The sequence below is a fragment of the Tistrella mobilis KA081020-065 genome (genome assembly GCF_000264455.2).
In the GTDB taxonomy this organism is placed as follows: domain Bacteria; phylum Pseudomonadota; class Alphaproteobacteria; order Tistrellales; family Tistrellaceae; genus Tistrella; species Tistrella mobilis.
Window position 1 is genome coordinate 654,823 of sequence record NC_017957.2, and the last position, 16,311, is coordinate 671,133.

At 70.4% G+C, this 16,311-nt stretch carries 10 protein-coding genes; 4 read left to right on the forward strand and 6 right to left on the reverse strand.

From position 1 onward, the window contains the following. Window positions 1-48: 48 nt before the first annotated feature. Window positions 49-1,071 (reverse strand): hypothetical protein, encoded by a 1,023-nt coding sequence (locus TMO_RS20740; RefSeq protein ID WP_014747666.1) that lies wholly within the window; start codon window positions 1,069-1,071, stop codon window positions 49-51. Beyond that, on the reverse strand, window positions 1,058-2,527 hold the full coding sequence (locus TMO_RS20745) for an MBOAT family O-acyltransferase (protein WP_014747667.1): 1,470 nt from the start codon (window positions 2,525-2,527) through the stop codon (window positions 1,058-1,060). The genes TMO_RS20740 and TMO_RS20745 overlap by 14 nt, the downstream gene beginning before the upstream one ends. Window positions 2,528-2,659: 132 nt before the next feature. Here TMO_RS20745 and TMO_RS31805 point away from each other — a divergent pair, with 132 nt between their 5' ends. Beyond that, entirely contained in the window at window positions 2,660-2,896 is a 237-nt protein-coding gene (locus TMO_RS31805) for an acyl carrier protein (RefSeq protein ID WP_014747668.1), read from the forward strand. A gap of 11 nt (window positions 2,897-2,907) precedes the next feature. Here TMO_RS31805 and TMO_RS29815 read toward each other — a convergent pair whose 3' ends face one another. Then, complete coding sequence (locus tag TMO_RS29815) at window positions 2,908-3,843, reverse strand: class I SAM-dependent methyltransferase (RefSeq protein WP_014747669.1); 936 nt, start codon at window positions 3,841-3,843, stop codon at window positions 2,908-2,910. Window positions 3,844-3,947: 104 nt separating this feature from the next. Here TMO_RS29815 and TMO_RS20760 point away from each other — a divergent pair, with 104 nt between their 5' ends. Next, on the forward strand, window positions 3,948-5,984 hold the full coding sequence (locus TMO_RS20760) for an HAD-IIIC family phosphatase (RefSeq protein ID WP_014747670.1): 2,037 nt from the start codon (window positions 3,948-3,950) through the stop codon (window positions 5,982-5,984). A gap of 29 nt (window positions 5,985-6,013) precedes the next feature. Here the strand turns inward: TMO_RS20760 and TMO_RS20765 are convergent, their stop codons facing one another. Genes TMO_RS20765 through TMO_RS20775 form a run of 3 tightly spaced genes read right to left on the reverse strand, consistent with a single transcriptional unit; the run spans window position 6,014 to window position 7,497 of the window. Then, window positions 6,014-6,919, reverse strand: coding sequence for a LysR family transcriptional regulator (locus TMO_RS20765; RefSeq protein WP_014747671.1), 906 nt, complete (start codon window positions 6,917-6,919; stop codon window positions 6,014-6,016). A 1-nt stretch (window position 6,920) separates the two neighbouring features. Further along, complete coding sequence (locus TMO_RS20770; RefSeq protein ID WP_014747672.1) at window positions 6,921-7,211, reverse strand: type II toxin-antitoxin system RelE/ParE family toxin; 291 nt, start codon at window positions 7,209-7,211, stop codon at window positions 6,921-6,923. Further along, the gene (locus TMO_RS20775; protein ID WP_014747673.1) at window positions 7,198-7,497 is read right to left on the reverse strand and encodes a type II toxin-antitoxin system RelB/DinJ family antitoxin; all 300 of its coding nucleotides are present in this window, start codon (window positions 7,495-7,497) and stop codon (window positions 7,198-7,200) included. Before TMO_RS20775 ends, TMO_RS20770 begins: the two co-directional genes overlap by 14 nt. Before the next feature lie 419 nt (window positions 7,498-7,916). Between TMO_RS20775 and TMO_RS20780 the strand changes: the two genes are divergently transcribed. Then, entirely contained in the window at window positions 7,917-11,609 is a 3,693-nt protein-coding gene (locus TMO_RS20780; protein WP_014747675.1) for a hypothetical protein, read from the forward strand. Between the two features lie 1,020 nt (window positions 11,610-12,629). Beyond that, the gene (locus TMO_RS20785) at window positions 12,630-16,289 is read left to right on the forward strand and encodes a hypothetical protein (protein WP_014747677.1); all 3,660 of its coding nucleotides are present in this window, start codon (window positions 12,630-12,632) and stop codon (window positions 16,287-16,289) included. The last annotated feature ends 22 nt before the right edge of the window (window positions 16,290-16,311 follow it).

Genomic DNA, 16,311 nt, shown 5'->3' on the forward strand with positions numbered 1-16,311 from the left:
TTGATGGATTGCGCCAGCATAGCCCGGCCGGGCCATGGCGGGAAGCCATCAGAGATCGCCCAGCCTTTGCAGCAGCAGCCGCGACCAATGCGGCTGCGCCGTCTGAAGGGCATGGATGCCGTCGACGAATTCGTCATCGGCGATCTCGTCCCCGAAATCGATATGCGGGATCCCGGCCTCGTCGAGCGCCCGCGCCTCCAGCCGCCTGAATGCCGCCAGCTGCGGCACCGCCTTGCGCAGCGCCCGGCTTTCGACCGACTGGTACACCGTCACCCGGATACCGGCCGCCTGCAGGCGATGCACGGCCCGGATCAGTGCGTCCAGCCGGGCCAGGCCGTCGGGGGCATCGGCGGCACGGCCGCCGGCATTCCGTGCGACACTGTCGATCATGCCACGGCGTGCATTCTCCCTGACCTCGGGCGACGGGTCCGCCGTCGGATAGCGCCGGGCATGGATCCGGCGCCAGGCGGCCACGCCCACCGTACCCGCGGCAAAAACCGGCCGTTCGATCAGGCGCAGCACCGGCCCGGTCACCGGCGCCGTCAGCCGTGCCGCCACATGCGGACCGTCGGGCCCGATCTCGAACGCGCCGGTGTTTTCCAGATAGCGGCCAAGGGTGGGGATGCTGGCAAGCAGCGGGATCGGCGGCAGATACGACAGATAATGGGTGGCGATGACCAGCCGGGTTCTCGCCGCACGGTCGGGCGGCAGGCAGTTCACCAGGGTGTCGGCAATGGTCGCCATCTCGTCGATCGGCGCCCCCGCCATGTGCATCAGATGATGCCGCGGCCCCGGATCCAGCGCCGCCCGATCGGCGGGGACGAAGGCCCGGGCGCTGGACGGGCCGATCACGATAAGCTGATCCCCGAGGCTGGTATCGGTACAGATCCAGTAGAGCGCGCGGGCCGTGTAGGCGCGGTTGTCCAGGGTACGGTACAGGGCGCTGTCAGCCGGCAGCACCGGGACCAGAAACGAGGCGGCGATCAGCAGCGCCCAAATCGCCGCCGCCAGTGCGGCGACCGCCGTCAGCGGATGGCGCCGCAGCCATGTCATCCGGTCAGAAGCCCGCATAGATGAACTCCGGGATCGGCTCGGACTTCAGCGCCGCCACCATCGCCAGGGCGCAGATGGCGACGGCAAGCCCGAAACAGGCACGTGGCGAAACCCGGCGCGGCACGAACCGGCCGTCCATCCAGGCCGAGCCCGCCCGCCAGACCAGCCCGCCCGCCAGCACCCAGAGCGCTGCCGGCAAAAGTGCCAGCACCGCCAGCGGCCCGGGGGCGATATCCGGCATCGGCGCCCCGCCATACAGCCAGGTGAAGGCGGCGACGAAGCCCGACAGGAACAGATAGGCCGACACCGCCGAGACGGCACGATACCAGCCCCGCGCCTTCAGCCGGCGCCAGCCGCCGGTACCGAGCGCCGCGCGCAGGCCCCACCGCCAGCCCCGGTTCCAGATCATGCCCAGGCCGATGAGCAGGCCGATGGCCAGAAAGCGCAGGCTGACGTCGTGCCAGAGCCCCACCGCCAGGAAGGTGACGAAGGTGCCAGCCATCGCCTGCAGCTCCATCGCCCGGGGCGAGGGCCAGCGCCGATGCAGGGCGGTGACCAGCGGCGTGAACACGTAATCCTGGTACCAGCGCGACATGGTGATATGCCAGCGGGTCCAGAAATCCAGCAGGCAATCGGCCCGGAACGGGTGGTCGAAATTCTCAGGCACCCGCAGACCGGCCAGCCGGCCGATGCCGATCACGATATCCATATAGGCCGAGAAGTTCAGATAAAGCCGGATGGGGAAGATCGTCGCCGCCATGAGGTGGAAGCTCACCACCACCACGCCCGGCCCCTCGGGGCCGAGCAGCCGGGCCGCGAGCGCCCCCAGGTCGACGCCCGCAACCACCGGCGCCGTCGCCTGCAGCACCAGCCAGTCATGCAGATCGTCGCAGAGCGGCAGGGCGATCAGGATCTTGGCATAGCCGGCGAGGATCCGGCCCAGCGCCGCCAGCCGCGCCGCCTCCCCTGCCGGCTGCCGGTCTGCCATGGCCGCCAGATGATCCGGCCAGCGCTGCAGGGGGCCCGACAGAAAGGTGAGGAAATTCAGCGTGAAGAGCAGATAGCGCCCCGCTGTCACCGGCGGCGTGCCGCCGGGATCCGAGGCGGTATCGACCAGCAGATGCACCATCCGCGCCAGCACATAGGCAAGCCCCAGAACGCCCGCCACCCCGGCCAGATCCACCGGCAGCGGCAAGAGCCCCGCGGTCTTCACCAGGGCGAATTCGGCCAGGATGACGACGAGCCCCGGCCCCGCCGCCCGCCAGCCATGCCGGCGGGCCAGATATGTGGCGACGAAGCCCGTGGCCACGAAACCGCCGAGCAGGCCGATCTGCGCCGGGCCGAGGCACAGCGCCAGAAAGGCCAGGCTGAAGCCGCCCAGCACCAGCCGGAACCAGGCTTCGGGCATCGGCCGTGCGGTCACCGCGATGAAGGCGACGGCAAGCGCCAGGAAGGACGGTTCCAGAAAGATCATGCCATCGCCTTGCCCGCGGTTACCCACGCATGGCGCTGGTCGTCGCCGGACGACGGGCGGATCCTTGCCGGGTCATGGGGTGACCACTATCATGCCACCCCTGACCGGTCCATACGGGAGATGCCCAGCACCATGTCGCGCCTTGCCCGCATTGCGGAGATCCTGCAGGAGATCCTCGACCTCCCCGACCTGGTGGTGACCCCGGAGCTGTCGGCCGCCGATGTCGAGGACTGGGACAGCCTGAACCACATCCGCTTCATCGTCGCGGTCGAGGCCGAATACGGCGTGAAGTTCACCACCCGCGAGATTGCCGGCATGCGCCATATCGGCGACCTGCTGGCCATATTGGACGCAAGGGCGGGCGACTGACATCAGCAGTGTCAGTCGGGCGCACGGGCGATGATCACCGCCGAGATGGTGGCCGCGATCTTTCGTGCCCGGTCGAGCGTCAGGCCGGTCGAAGGCAGGAAGGCCGTATGTTCGATGGCAAAGCCGGCGGCCCGGGTCATGTCCACCACGGCTTCCGGGGTCTCGAACAGGAAGATGTGATCGGGGGCCGGGCTGTTGACCGGCACGTTCAGGAACAGCCGCGCCCCCGGTGCCGCCAGCCGGCAGAAGGTTTCCAGCGCCAGATCGGGCCGTTCCAGATGTTCCAGCACCTCGCTCGCCACCAGGCTGTCGAAGCTTGCGCCCGAGAAGGCATCCCGATCGGCCACATCCACCGCACGCAGATCCGCGACCCGGCCGATGCCGAGGCGCGCCAGGGCATCGGCCGTGCGGCCGAGGCTGGTCGCGCTCACATCCCAGCCTGCCGCCGCGGCACAGGCCGGGTCGGCCAGCGCCAGGGCCAGCAGCAGCCCGTGGCCGGGGCCGATTTCCAGATGGCGATAGCCGGGCCGGTTGCCGCCCAGAAAGCGCCGCCGATAGAGGCCGATCGCATCGGCGTGGTTGCGCCACAGCAGCTGCGACAGCAGGATGCCGTCCAGATAGGGCGCCATGCAGGCCGGATCGGCATAGATCGCCGCCTCGACCTCGGCGAAGCTCGACAGCCGATAGCGGCCGGTGCGGCGGAAATGGATCTCTTCGTCATTGATCATGCCGCACATATGGCGATAGCCGTCGATCACCCGGCCGAGGTCGTCGCCCGCGATGGCTGCGACCAGCCCGGCCAGGGTCTCGGCCGATGCCAGGCCCTCGGGGGTTTCGTCGCGGAAGCGCCGGTCCAGATAGCCGCGGTGCTCCGGCCAGCGGTCCAGCACCGCCGCCACGATGCGGGCAAGCACGGGGGCGGCGGCAGGCAGGTCTGGCAGGATCATGGCGGCAGCTTCCGACGAATGGTACAGCAGGCGGGGATGGTACAGCAGGCGGGGCGGGTCCGGATCTTAATCGGGCCCCGGCCTGAACGAAAGGCGGCAGCCGCATGACCGATATCCCGATCGACCAGCTGCCCTGGCTGCCGGTGCTGACCGACAGGCTCCGCGACCGGGTCCGGGCGGTGGCGGAACTGGCCGCAGACGACCGCATGGCCGGGCTGCAGGGGCTCAGGCATCTGGCCGGGCACCGGCTGGATCTTGCCCAGGCCGGGCCGGTGGCGAAGCTGGCCGATCGGGTGATCGGGAAAGCCGGGGGCGCACCGCTGTTCAGGACGGTGCGGCTCTGCATCCTGTCGGACACGACCACGGCGCTGCTGCCGCCGGTTCTGCGGGTGGCGGGGCTGCGCCACGGGCTGGATCTTCAGATCACCACCACCCCCGACGACCAGATCATGAGCGTGCTGGAGGATCCGGGGGGCCCCCTGACCTCGCCGCCCGTCGATCTGGTGCTGCTGGCGTTGGACCGACGCCGCCTGCCCCACTGGCCGGCCACGGGCGAGGACGATGACGGCCGGGCCATGGCGAGGGTCGGCGAGTACATCGCCGGGATCGCCCGACGGATTGCCGGGGCGACCGGCGCCACGCTGATCTTCCAGACCCTGCCGCAGGAGCCGATCGCCCTGTTCGGCCATCTGGAGCGGCGGATGGCAACGTCACTGCGGGGACAGATCGACCATGTCAATCGGCTGATCCTGGATCAGGCGACGGCGATGGATGCGCTGGTTCTGGATGTCGATGCCCTGGCCGGCCAGGTCGGCACGACCCGCTGGCACGATCCGCGCCACTGGCACTGGTCGAAATCGGCCGTCGCTCCGGCCATGCTGCCGCTTTATGCCGACCATCTGGCCCGGCTGATCGCGGCCTGGGCCGGGCTGGCCCGCCGCTGCCTGGTGCTGGATCTGGACAACACGCTCTGGGGCGGGGTGATCGGCGATGACGGGCCGGACGGCATCATCCTCGGCCAGGGCGATGCCGAGGGGGAGGCCTTCCTGGCCGTCCAGCGCCAGGCGCTGGACCTCCGCCGCCGCGGCATCGTGCTGGCGGTGGCGAGCAAGAACGACGCGGCCACCGCCCGCCTGCCCTTCCGCGACCATCCCGACATGCTGCTGGGTGACGACGACATCGCGGTCTTCATCGCCGACTGGCGCGACAAGGCCAGCCAGCTTGAAGAAATCGCCCGGCGGCTGGGCTGGGGCCTGGATGCCCTGGTCCTGCTGGACGACAACCCGGCCGAGCGCCGCCAGGTGCGGGACGCCCTGCCCCAGGTGGCGGTGCCCGAACTGCCGGCCGATCCGGCCGGCATGCCGCTGGCGCTGATGGCCGGCGGCTGGTTCGAAACCGTCGCCGTCTCGACCGAAGACCGGCTACGCGCCGACCATTATACCCGGCAGGCGCGCGCGGCTGCGGACGATACCGGCGCCCCGGACAATCCCGACACCCGGCAGGCGCCGGCCCGCCGCGAGGATTTCGAGGCCTATCTGCGCGGGCTGGAGATGCGCCTCACCCTGGCGCCGATCGATGCACGGTCAAGACCCCGTGCCGCACAGCTGATCGGGCGGTCGAACCAGTTCAACCTTACCACCCGCCGGATCGACGCCGCCGGCCTCGCCGCAATCGAGGCCGACCCGGCCCGGCACTGTTTCGCCATCCGCCTGGCCGATGTCTTCGGCGATGCCGGCATCATCTCGGTGGTGATCACCCGCGAGGTGACGGCGCCCGACGGCAGCCCGGCCGGGGCGGCGGGACATATCTGGGCGATCGATCTCTGGCTGATGAGCTGCCGGGTGCTGAACCGGCGGGTGGAGCAGGCCGTGCTCAAGGCCCTGGCCGACCGGGCCCGGACGCGGGGCATCGGGCAGCTGATCGGCCTCTATCTGCCCTCGGGCCGCAATGCCCTGGTCGCCGGCCATTATGCCCGGCTGGGCTTCACGCCCTGCCCGCCGGAGGTCTGGCCCCACGCCGCCCCCTCCCCTTCCGACGGTTCCGGCATCCCGGCGCTTCCCGAGGAGGCGACGGTCTGGAGCCTCGCCCTTGCCGGCTATACCCCGCCGGAACTGCCGATCCGCATCGACGGGCCGGCCTGATCCGTCCGCCGCCGGAAGCCGGCGCGCCATCACCCCTGCCGCAGCCGCTCGCGCAGGCGCGGCGTGGCATGATCCAGGAAGGCCTCGATCCGCCGCGGCGCGCGCTCGCGTCCCAGATACACTGCATGCACCACCTCGCTGTCGGCCAGGCAGTCGTCCAGCACGGTGACCAGCCGGCCGGCGGCGATGTCGTCGCGGACATGGTATTCGGCAAGTCTCGCCAGCCCCAGCCCGGCGCGGGCCATGTAGCGCATGGTCTCGCCGTCGCTGACCTGGATCCGGCCCTCCACCTCGCGCGCGACCCTGCGGCCATCCACCGTCATCGGCCAGACCGCGGCGGCACGGCGGAAATTGAAGCCCAGACAGTCGTGATCGACCAGATCATCGGGCCGCTGCGGCACGCCGCGCCGGGCCAGATAATCGGGCGAGGCCACGATCCGCCGCCGCACCTCGCCCAGATGCACCGCGCGCAGGCCCGAATCGCCCAGCTTCCCCACCCGGAAGGCGATGTCGACCCGCGCCAGATATAGATCGACCACCTCGTCGGTGAAGGTGAGGTCCAGCCGGATCTGCGGGTATCGCGTGGTGAACTCGGGCAGCAGTGGCAGCAGGCAGTGCCGGCCGAAGGGGATGGAACTGTTGATCCTGACCAGCCCCGAGGGCACCACCGCCTGACCGGCGACTTCGGCCTCCATCGCCTCCAGCTCGGCCAGCAGCGCCTCGGCCCGCTCGCGGTAGACCTCGCCCTCGGGCGTCAACCGCAACCGCCGGGTCGACCGCTCCACCAGCCGCACCCCCAGCCGCGCCTCGATCCGCGTGATCAGCCTGGCGGTCGCCGACGGCGTCATCCCCAGCTCCCGCCCGGCCGCACTGAAGGCCCCGCGCGCCGCGACACGCAGAAAGACACGCATTTCCCAGGCGCGGGCGTCGGTCATCTCAGCTTCCGGATACCGGTGGCCACTGTTGGGCACCATGAAGCACGCGTAGAACAATCACCGCACGGGGTGTTTCCTGATAAATCACCAGATAATTCGATCGCACGAGCATTTCCCGGGTGCCTGGAACAGGCCCGACCCTGTAAAGACGCGGATGCATCGGGAGCTGGGCAACCCTGGCCTCGATATCATCCTTCAGACGCTGCGCAGCATCCGGATTGTGATCCGAGATGTAATCGACGATCGCCAGAAGGTCCGCCCGCGCGGTCTCCCGCCATTCAAGACCGGGCACGGCGCTTCCTGTCGATCAGTGCCTGAGCCTCGTCCATCACCCGGTCGTGCGACACCGCCGGCCGATCGTCGTCCAATGCCTCCAGAACCTTCGCTCGGAACCAGGCATCATAGGCCTCCGGGTTCGCGGTCAGGCTGGCGGGGAGCGCCTTGTCGCGGACCACACGGGTCAGCAGAATCCGAACGGCATCAGAGACGGTCAGGCCCAGATCCGCAAGCGTTTCGGTCGCCTCGGCCTTCAGCTGCTCGTCAACACGGATATGGAGCATGGTGGTTCGGGCGGGCATGAGCGTGTCTCCTCCTGTCGCCCAAGAATGCATCTCAATTGAGATGCGCTCAAGAGCCGAAAACCATGTCGGACGGATGCCGTCGCCGGTCAATCGCGCGCCATCAGGAAGGCGGCGACGGCCAGGCCACGGGGTTACCAACCGATCTCGCCCCGAAGTGCGTCAGCGTTGAATAATCCTCGGTTGTATCCGTTTGATGACCCGCCTTCTGGTGCCCCTGCGGCAACCCGATGGCGCCGCCTTCTTGTCAAGTGCATATTCCAGGCCAATTTTTCGCCATAAAATGAAATGATTCGACTCCCTCTTCGCACATAAATTGCGCTACCGTCTCTGTGACGGGCATCACATCCGCCCGCTTTCCACAGTCTTCCTGACAACATCATACAACTATTGATAGTGTATCGATCCGGGAGGGACGGATGCCCCAGGATGACCCGATGGCGGGGCTCGCCCGCCTTTTGCCGGGCCTGAAGGCCGATCGGCGGACCGCGGCGGCAGATCTTGATGTGCTGGCCGGAAAGATCGAGGCCGCAAAGATCGAGGGCCGAAAGCCCGAAGCCGGGGAAGCGGGCGTCCTGACGGCGCGGCCGCAGGATGCGTTTTCGGTGCTGGCCATGGCCGGGATCGGGCCGGCGGCGGATCTGCGCGGGCTGGCGCCGTCCAGGGTGGCCGGGCCGTTCATCGATCTGGACGGGCGGCGGCTGTTCGTCGACGTGTTCGAGGCGGGCAAGCTGACGCCGATCACACCCAAGGGCCAGGCGGCGCCGCTGATGCTGGTCTCGGGCGGCTCGGCGCGGCGCACGCGCGATCAGGTGTCGATCGGCATCGATGCCGGCACGGTCTGGATCGCGGCCGGGCTGTTTTCGAACAAGGCGCCGGCCGATGGCTGGGCGGGGCTGCCGGTCCGGCGCGGCACGGCGCGCTTCGCCGCCGCCGCTGCAACCGGCACGACCATCGCCGCCCCGCCCAAAGGCGAAATCGTGCTGGAACTGGGCTATGCGCCCGACCCGGCCAATACCTGCCCGGATGCCGCGATCACGGCGCCCGCCAAACTCACCATCACCATCGACGGCAGTAAGGCCGCGGTGGCGCTCGATGGCGGCGAGGCGCGGTTCGGCGGCACCACCCATACCGTCGCCCCGACGGAGAAGGTGGTGTGGAACGCGGCCGAAAACGGGCTCTGGTTTCCGGCCGATATCGATCCTCTGGCGATCGATGCCGCCGGGATCGACTGGCGGGTGGCCAGCTTCGATGCCGGGTTTCGCATCGCCCGCGGCGGCTGGCTGATCCCGGTGGTGGTGAGCACCACCCCGCAGACCCTCCCCCAGGCCAGCACCAGCGGCCATTGGTGCTTTGCGCTGAAGGGCGATCCGCGGGTCGGCTGGGTGGGGCTGGATGGCCGGGTGCGGATCACCGACCCCACCCTGTTGATCGGCCAGGGCATTTTCATGCTGGTCGACCGCAACGCCGCCGCCGATCCGGGGGCCGTGACCCGCTTCGATCTCTGGGCGCTGGGGGCCGGGATCGCCGGGCGCCAGAGCGTCACCGCCACACTCGCCGCCGCCGGTGCGGTGGTGATCGGCTGCGCCGGCGCCGGGCGGCATTTCGCCATGGCTGAGGCCCGCGTGGCCGAACGCCTCGCCTGCCCGCGCGACCATGCCGGCCGGCCGGTAACGACCCGGCCGGTGACCGCCATGGTGATGATCGCCGAAGAGGCCGGGCGGCTTCAGGCCGATCTGATCGCCACCGGCTTTGCCGGCGATCCCCCCGGCAGCCTGCGGCTGGTGGTCGAAAACGCCGTGCTCGCGACCGGGCTGCCGGCCCTCTATCGCGTGTCGGGCACGGTGGATGCCGACGGCGTGATCCGCGCCGGCACGCTGGATCTGGTCTTCGGCCTGCTGAACTGGCTGCCGACCCTGCCCGACCCTTATGTCTCGTCCTGTGCGGGCGGGCTGCCGCTGCCCCAGGCCGGCGCCGCCGCATCGGGAGGCGTGCTGCGCGCCGCGGTCAGCTGGTCGGGCGACGGCCCGCCGGCCCTCGCCTTCGCCGGCGACCTGCCGCCACCCCTGCTCGGCTGCGACAATCCCTCCAAGCCCGATCGGCGGCCGGCACGCCTGCCCGATCGCGAGTTGACCGGCCAGACCGCCCAGGGCACAGGCCTGCGCGGCAAGGCCGAACTGGCCGCGTGGGAGCGCGCCCGCCGCGCCGCAGAGGGCTTCCAGGGCAACGAGTCCTGGCCCAAGGCGCGGGCGACCTTCGCCGACCGGGTGGGCACGCTGGGCCGCCGGCCGGGGGTGTCGCTGCTCGACGTCTCGACCCGGCGCCATCAGATCGGCGTCGCCTTCGACACCAGGGTCGACCAGCCCCTGACGCATGCCGTGCCCATGCCCGATACCGCCGCACGGATCGAGGGGCTGCGCTTCAAGACCGGCCTGCGCGTCTTCGCCCTGCCCCAGATCCAGTGGGAACCGGTGCGCACGTTGGATGCCGACCAGGATCTGGTGACGCTCGGCTGGTTCCCCACCCCGCTCGCCTCGGCCGGCGATGGCGGGCCGGCGATGATCCGCGGCGCCGCGAAACTGCGGCCGGCCATCCCCGATCTCGCCCTTGAAGAGATGGTTGCGGGCTTCAACAGCGGCGACCCGCTGGAGGTACTGACCACCCTGCCCTTCGGCATGATGGCCAAGATCGAGATGAAGGGCGCCGCCGATGCCGATGCGGCAGCCGATACCGCGACCATGCTGCGGCCGCGCTTCGACCGGGGCGGGCCGCTTGAAGGCGGCCATCAGCTGAGCCTGCGCGCCGGCACGCCCACGGCCGCATCGCCGCGTCAGAGCGCCGGCTTCCGCGGCCTCGCCACTCAGACGCCCAATGGCGTCGACCTGGCCTCGGGCGCACCGCTCGACATCTCGGTGCTGGGCGCCACCGCCGGCCCCGAGGGCGCGGTCGAGGCGATGTTCAACAATGAATTCACCCTGTTCCGCCCCCGGGTGCCGGTCACCCGGCTCGATCTCTCGGGCTATGGCAGCAGCACCTTCAGCGACTGGGGCAACCCGTTCGCCGCCTTCGCCGAGGCCGCCAAGGTCCAGTTCCAGGTGATGGTCGGCCGCACGGCGCTGGAGGTGGTGAAATTCGTCAGCGTCATCTACCCCTGGGGGATCAGGGCGACGCGCACCGTCACCATCGAACGCCGCGGCGGCGGTGGTGTCCTGCGCCGCGACAGCGGCTGGCAGGCGGCCTCGGCCGGGCTGTTCGATTTCCGCCATGTGCCGGAAGGCGGCGGCGCGCCGGTCTCGCCCGATTACGAGGTCCATCCGGGGCTGATCCGCGGGATTTACGACGTCACCCGCATCCGCCCATCCGACAGGCCGGCGATCGATCTGCCCTCGGGCGGGCGGGTGCTGCCGATGTATTTCGATGCGCTGGCCGAGGTCGGCACCGATGCCGCCCATGCCCGCACCCCCGTCCGCGGCATGCTGGGCTGGCTGCATCTGCTGCCGGTGGGCGACCCGATCACCCCCGCCGATCTGGACCAGCTGCTGCGGGTCTATGGCCCGGCAGGCGGGCCGATAGAGGTATCGCTGCCGCTGGATGCCTCGGGCTTCCGGATGCGGCTGAAACGGATCGAGGCCGCACCCGCCTGGAACGGCCCCCACCCGCCATCGTCGGCGCGCTGCGCGGCGCACCGCAATTCGGCGCCGGCAACGGCGCCTGGTCGGTGGCGGCCTTCCCCGGCCCCGCCCATCCCGACCAGCCGGGAGAGGCGGTGGCCGCCCCCGACGGTGTGGCGGTGCTGCGCGCGGGTGAGGCCGGCACGCCGCTGGCCGACCGCATCCGCGTGCCGGCACCATCGCCCCTCCTCACCTTCCAGGACCCGCAGGATCTGTTCGCGGGCGCCAGCCCGCGGGCCGATTACGCCTTCGTCCAGACCACCCCCACCCATGCCTTCGCCTTCCGCCGGCCCAGGATCCAGATCGGCAGTTCCGACATCACCGCCGGCCTGCCGGCGCTGTTCGCCGACGTCTTCGCCCGCACCACCGGCGCCGGTGTCTTCCCGCATCCCGATGCGGCCATCCCGCTCGGCGGGGCCGGCAGTCACCGCCTGCGGGTGAACCCGGCCAATGGCCGTTTCCGGCTGATGCCGCCGGTCGCCATGGCGCCGGGGCCGGTGCAGATCGTGCTCTCCGACGACGTCGATGCCGGCAGCCGGATCGACTATGCCGCAAGCTCGATCACGCTTGCGATCGAGGAAGACGGCTGGTCGCTGACCATGCCCCGGGTGAAGGTCTGGACCGACATTCTTGGCCTGACCGACGTCACCGGCATGCAGACCGACATCATCGGCGGCAGCACGCTCAGGCCGAAGCTCACCGCCATCAACTCGCTGATGCATCCGGTGCTGGAAGACATCATGACCTTCCTGCCCGGCTTTTCGTCACGGCCGGAAATCGCCCCGATCGATCTGGCGGCGACCAATCTGAAATACAAAGTGAAGCTGAAGACGGTGGCCGAAAAGGAGGTCGAACTCGGCCCCCTGCATCTGAAGGTCGGCGCGGTGTTCGAGGCCGGCACCGACGAGGTCGACGTGCCCCCCGATCTGCTGCCGCCCGGCAGCCCGCGGACCGAGGCCGAGGTCGAATTCGTCGGCGGCGGCATCTCGGTCGCGCTGGAGGGCGAGACCCCGACCAGCCCGTGGAAAGTGGTCTATGGCGCCGAATTCGGGCTCGGCGGCAAAACCTATATGCCGCAGCTGACCACCGACCCTTCGGGCGGCGGTGCGGTGGTGGGCAGTTTCTCCAAGGCATCGTTCGAGCTGAAGGCCTATATCGGCATCGGCGTCGGCGGCCATCTGGGGCCATTCAAGGCCGAGGCCTCCGTCGGCATCGGCCCGGTGATCGTCTATGAAGGCGACTGGGGCTTCGGCGGCTTCGTCTTCTTCGATGCCAAGGTCGACGTCAAGATCGTCACCGTCGGCGTCTATGGCGAATTCTCGCTGATGATCGTGAAGAAGGTCGATGGCGACTATGCCGCCTATGAGGGCGAGGTCGGCATCTACGTGAAGATCATGTTCTTCTCGATCAAGGCCAGTATCGGATTTTCCAAGGAAGACAAGATCTGAGGAGGCCCCGGCCATGGCCGCACCCCGCCTGTCCATTCTGCCCTTCCTTCAGTCCTGGGATGCCGCCCAGGGCCGCCTGACCGTGAACCTGCTGCTGGTGCCGGTGGGCGACCCGGCCCAGCCGCTCGGGCCCCCCACCGCCCCGGCCTTCCAGGGCACGGCGCTGCGCCTTGCCGCCCATATCTCGGATGATCCGGGGCGGGTGGCGACCCTGGCCGATGTGCCGGCCGGGCCGCAGCTTGTCGATCTGGCGCCGCCGCCCGATCAGGCGGCGCTGCTCGACTGGCTGCGCGCCGAATTCAAGCTCACCCGGCCCGAGACGGTGCATGTCCGCAGCGACGACTTCCGGCTGCGCAAATACCTGCCGCTCAGCTATCGCCGCGCCCATAGTTTCGTGGCGCCGAAAACACCGCTCGCCTCGATCGACGACACCTATCACTGCCTGCTGAAATGCCCGCCGCCATCGGCACGCCCTACCCCACCCGCAACCGACGAGATGAGCTGGGGCGAAGGCTTCGCCGTGCTGCTGCGCCAGCCGCCGGTCGCCCGCGCCGCCGGGCTGATCCACACCGTCACTATCGATCTGCCGGAACCGGCGCCGGGCCAGGCCCATCCGGGCGGCTGGCTGTTCTTCTCGCTGGCGGCCGGCCATCCCTTCGCGGCCGAGGCCGCCGCCGATCCGGGCTGGGCGAATCTCTACGCCACCCGCCTGCCCCGGCTGGACCGGGCGGAACCGCGGCCGGTCTTCACCGCCACCCTGTTCCCGGTGGCGGCGGATGCCGCGGCGGCGGCCGGTCTCGGCCCGCTCGACCAGGTGTTTCCGGAAGCCACCGTTTTCGACGACGGTTTCGCCAAGATCGTCCATGCCCGCCAGCCGATCCATGCCGACGGCAGCGCCGAGGATGCCGCCGGCGGCCCGCCGCTCCGGCTCGACCCCGGCATTCAGCTGGCCTGGGACGACGAGGACACGCTGGTCGCCACCAACCGCGCGATCGGCACCGAGATGGACGGCTCGCTGCCGCCCGAAGCGCCGAGTGCGGTCTTCGGCTACCGGGTCGATGTGCGCGCGGCCGGCGATGCCGGCTGGACCTCGCTGCAGGCGGTCACCTCGCCCGGTTTCGCGGTCGGCGCGGCCACGATCCCCGGCTTCGATGCCGAAGGCATCGTCGAGGTCCACCCCATGACCGTCGCCGGCCAGTTCTGGCTGCCGGTGTTCTTCGCCCGCTGGGCCGGCGGCTCGCTGGTCGCCCCCTCCGATGACGAGGTGCTGCTGCGCGGGCCGGCGCGCGCCCGCGCCCTGCCCTATGCCGGCACCGGCGCCGGAGCGGTGCCGCTGCGCTATGGCCACGACTATGAATTCCGGGTGCGGCTGGCCGATACCACCGGCGGTGGCCCGGCGGCGGATACCGATCCGGTGAACCCGGCCGCGGCACCGGTGGCGCGCCAGGCCTTCCGCCGGATGATCCCGCCCGGCGCGGTGCGTAGCCGCGACCTGGACGGCACCGGCGCCCACACGCCCCGGCAGTTCCAGATCCACCGGCCGCGGATCGGCTATCCCCAGGCGGTGTTCACCGGCTTCCCCGGCGCTTTCGACCATCTGGCCGCGATCGGCCGCGCCAATCAGGGCCGGCCGGCGGCCGCCTGGGTGGTGCCGGACATGCCCGACCCCGATGCCGATCTGCTGGAGATCCGCGTCCTGGTCCAGGCGCCGCGCTTCGACCCGGCCGGCGGCGATGCCGGCTTCACCCAGCTGTACCGCACCACCCGCGCCTTCCCGGCGCTGGTCGATCCGGCCGCACCCGCGGTGCTGGACCTCACCCTCGACTGGGTGGATTGCGCGCGCCTTTCCGACATCGCCTGGCCGATGGATGGCGGCCTGCCCGGCACCGGGCCGGTGGTGGTGCCGCGCGGCCGCAATGTCCGGGTGCTGGTGCGGGCGCTGGGGCGCGCGGATCCGGGCTATTTCGGGTCCGAGGCCGCACGTCTGGGCAGCCCGGGAGAGCTGTGGCCGGGCACGGTGACGGTGCCGCTCGCGCCCGAACCGCCGCTGTTTGCGCCCACCAGCGATCAGGAGCGTCTGGCCTCGGTCTTCCTGCAACCGGAAGTGCCGCGCGCGGCCGAAACCGCGGTGGCGGCCGCCCAGGCGGGGGCCACGACGCTGATGGTCACGCGGCTTGCCGCCGCCACCGGGCTGGTGGCAGAGGACGGCACGCTCTACGGGGCCCCCGGCCGGCGCACGGTTTTCGGCTGTGCCGGGCTGAAACATCACCTGGCGCCCGATGGCGGCGCGCTGACCCTGACCAGCCCGGTGGAGCTGGACCGGGTCTGGCTGAACCTGGTGCGGCTCAGGCTGGATCGCGACTGGAGCTGGACGGGGCTTTCCAGCCCCTCGGTCACCGTGTCGCGGCGGGTGGAGCTGCTGCCGATCGGCCAGATCTCGACCCGCGCCCTCGGCAGCCTGCAGGTCGATCATGCGATCAACGGCCAGGCGCTCAGGGCCGCCCCCGACCGCGAGAGCCTGGATCTGGTCTTCCTCGACGCGCTGGAACCGCCCACCGGCCCCGACGGCCACCCTTACGAGGTCCGTCTGACCTATACGCTGACCGCGCGTTTCGACGATGGCGGCACGCAATCGGTGGAGGTAGAAACCCGGCTGCCGGTCGCAACCGCGCCCAAGGTGGCGCCGAAACTGGTCTCGGCCGGCCATGCCTTTTCCGACTACACCATCTTCGGCGATTACGAGGCGACCGGCCGGCGGCGGCGCATGCTCTGGCTGGAATTCGAACCCGACCCCGCGCGCGACCCGCGCGACATCATCTATGCCCGGGTGCTGCACCAGACCCCGGACCCGATGCTGATGCCGGGCTGGGAACCGGCGGCCGACCCCGCCCCCTATGCCGGGCTCGATCTCGACCCCGAGGCGGTGCGGGTGATCCGCCCCGGCCAGGGCGACGACCATGCCGGGCTGAACGCCATGCAGCCGCTGATCAAGGCGGTGGACAGCGACGTGCACTACGCCCTGCCGCTGCCGGCCAATCTCTCCAGCCAGTCGCCGGAACTCTTCGGCTTCTTCACCTATGAATTCCGGGTCGGCCACCCCCAGGGCACCGAGGCGGCGCCCTTCTGGTCCACCGCCCAAGGCCGTTTCGGCCCGGCGCTGGTGATCGAGGGGGTGCAGCACCCGACGCCGGACCTCGCCTGCGCCATCCGCCGCACCCGCGCCGGCATCACCGCCAGCGCCGGCTATGCGGTGGCGGTGCAGGATGGCCGGGTGATGCGCATCCAGCCGCCCAACACCGAAATCTGGTTCGTGCTCTACGGCCGGGTGATGCAGGCCGACGGCCAGAGCTGGCGCAACATCCAGCTCGACCTCCGCCGCGCCCAACCGGCCATCCGCCGCCCGACCCACGGCCGCCCCGTCGCCGGGTACCTTGGCACCCGCCATCTGCCGCCCACCGGCCACGCCGCCTGGACCACCGCCGACATCGAAGCCCGCCTCGCCGCCTTCGGCTTCGACGACGCCACCCCGCTCACCGCGCTCGCCATCGAACTCCTGCCCGAACCCAACGGCGCCTTCGACGCGCCGCTGGCGGGAGATCTGGGCCAGGTGAGGATCCTGCGCACCTCGCCGCTGGTGGCGGTGGGTGGGGGGTGTTGTCCGCCGGAGGTATGATCCGGAAGATCATGTAGAACAG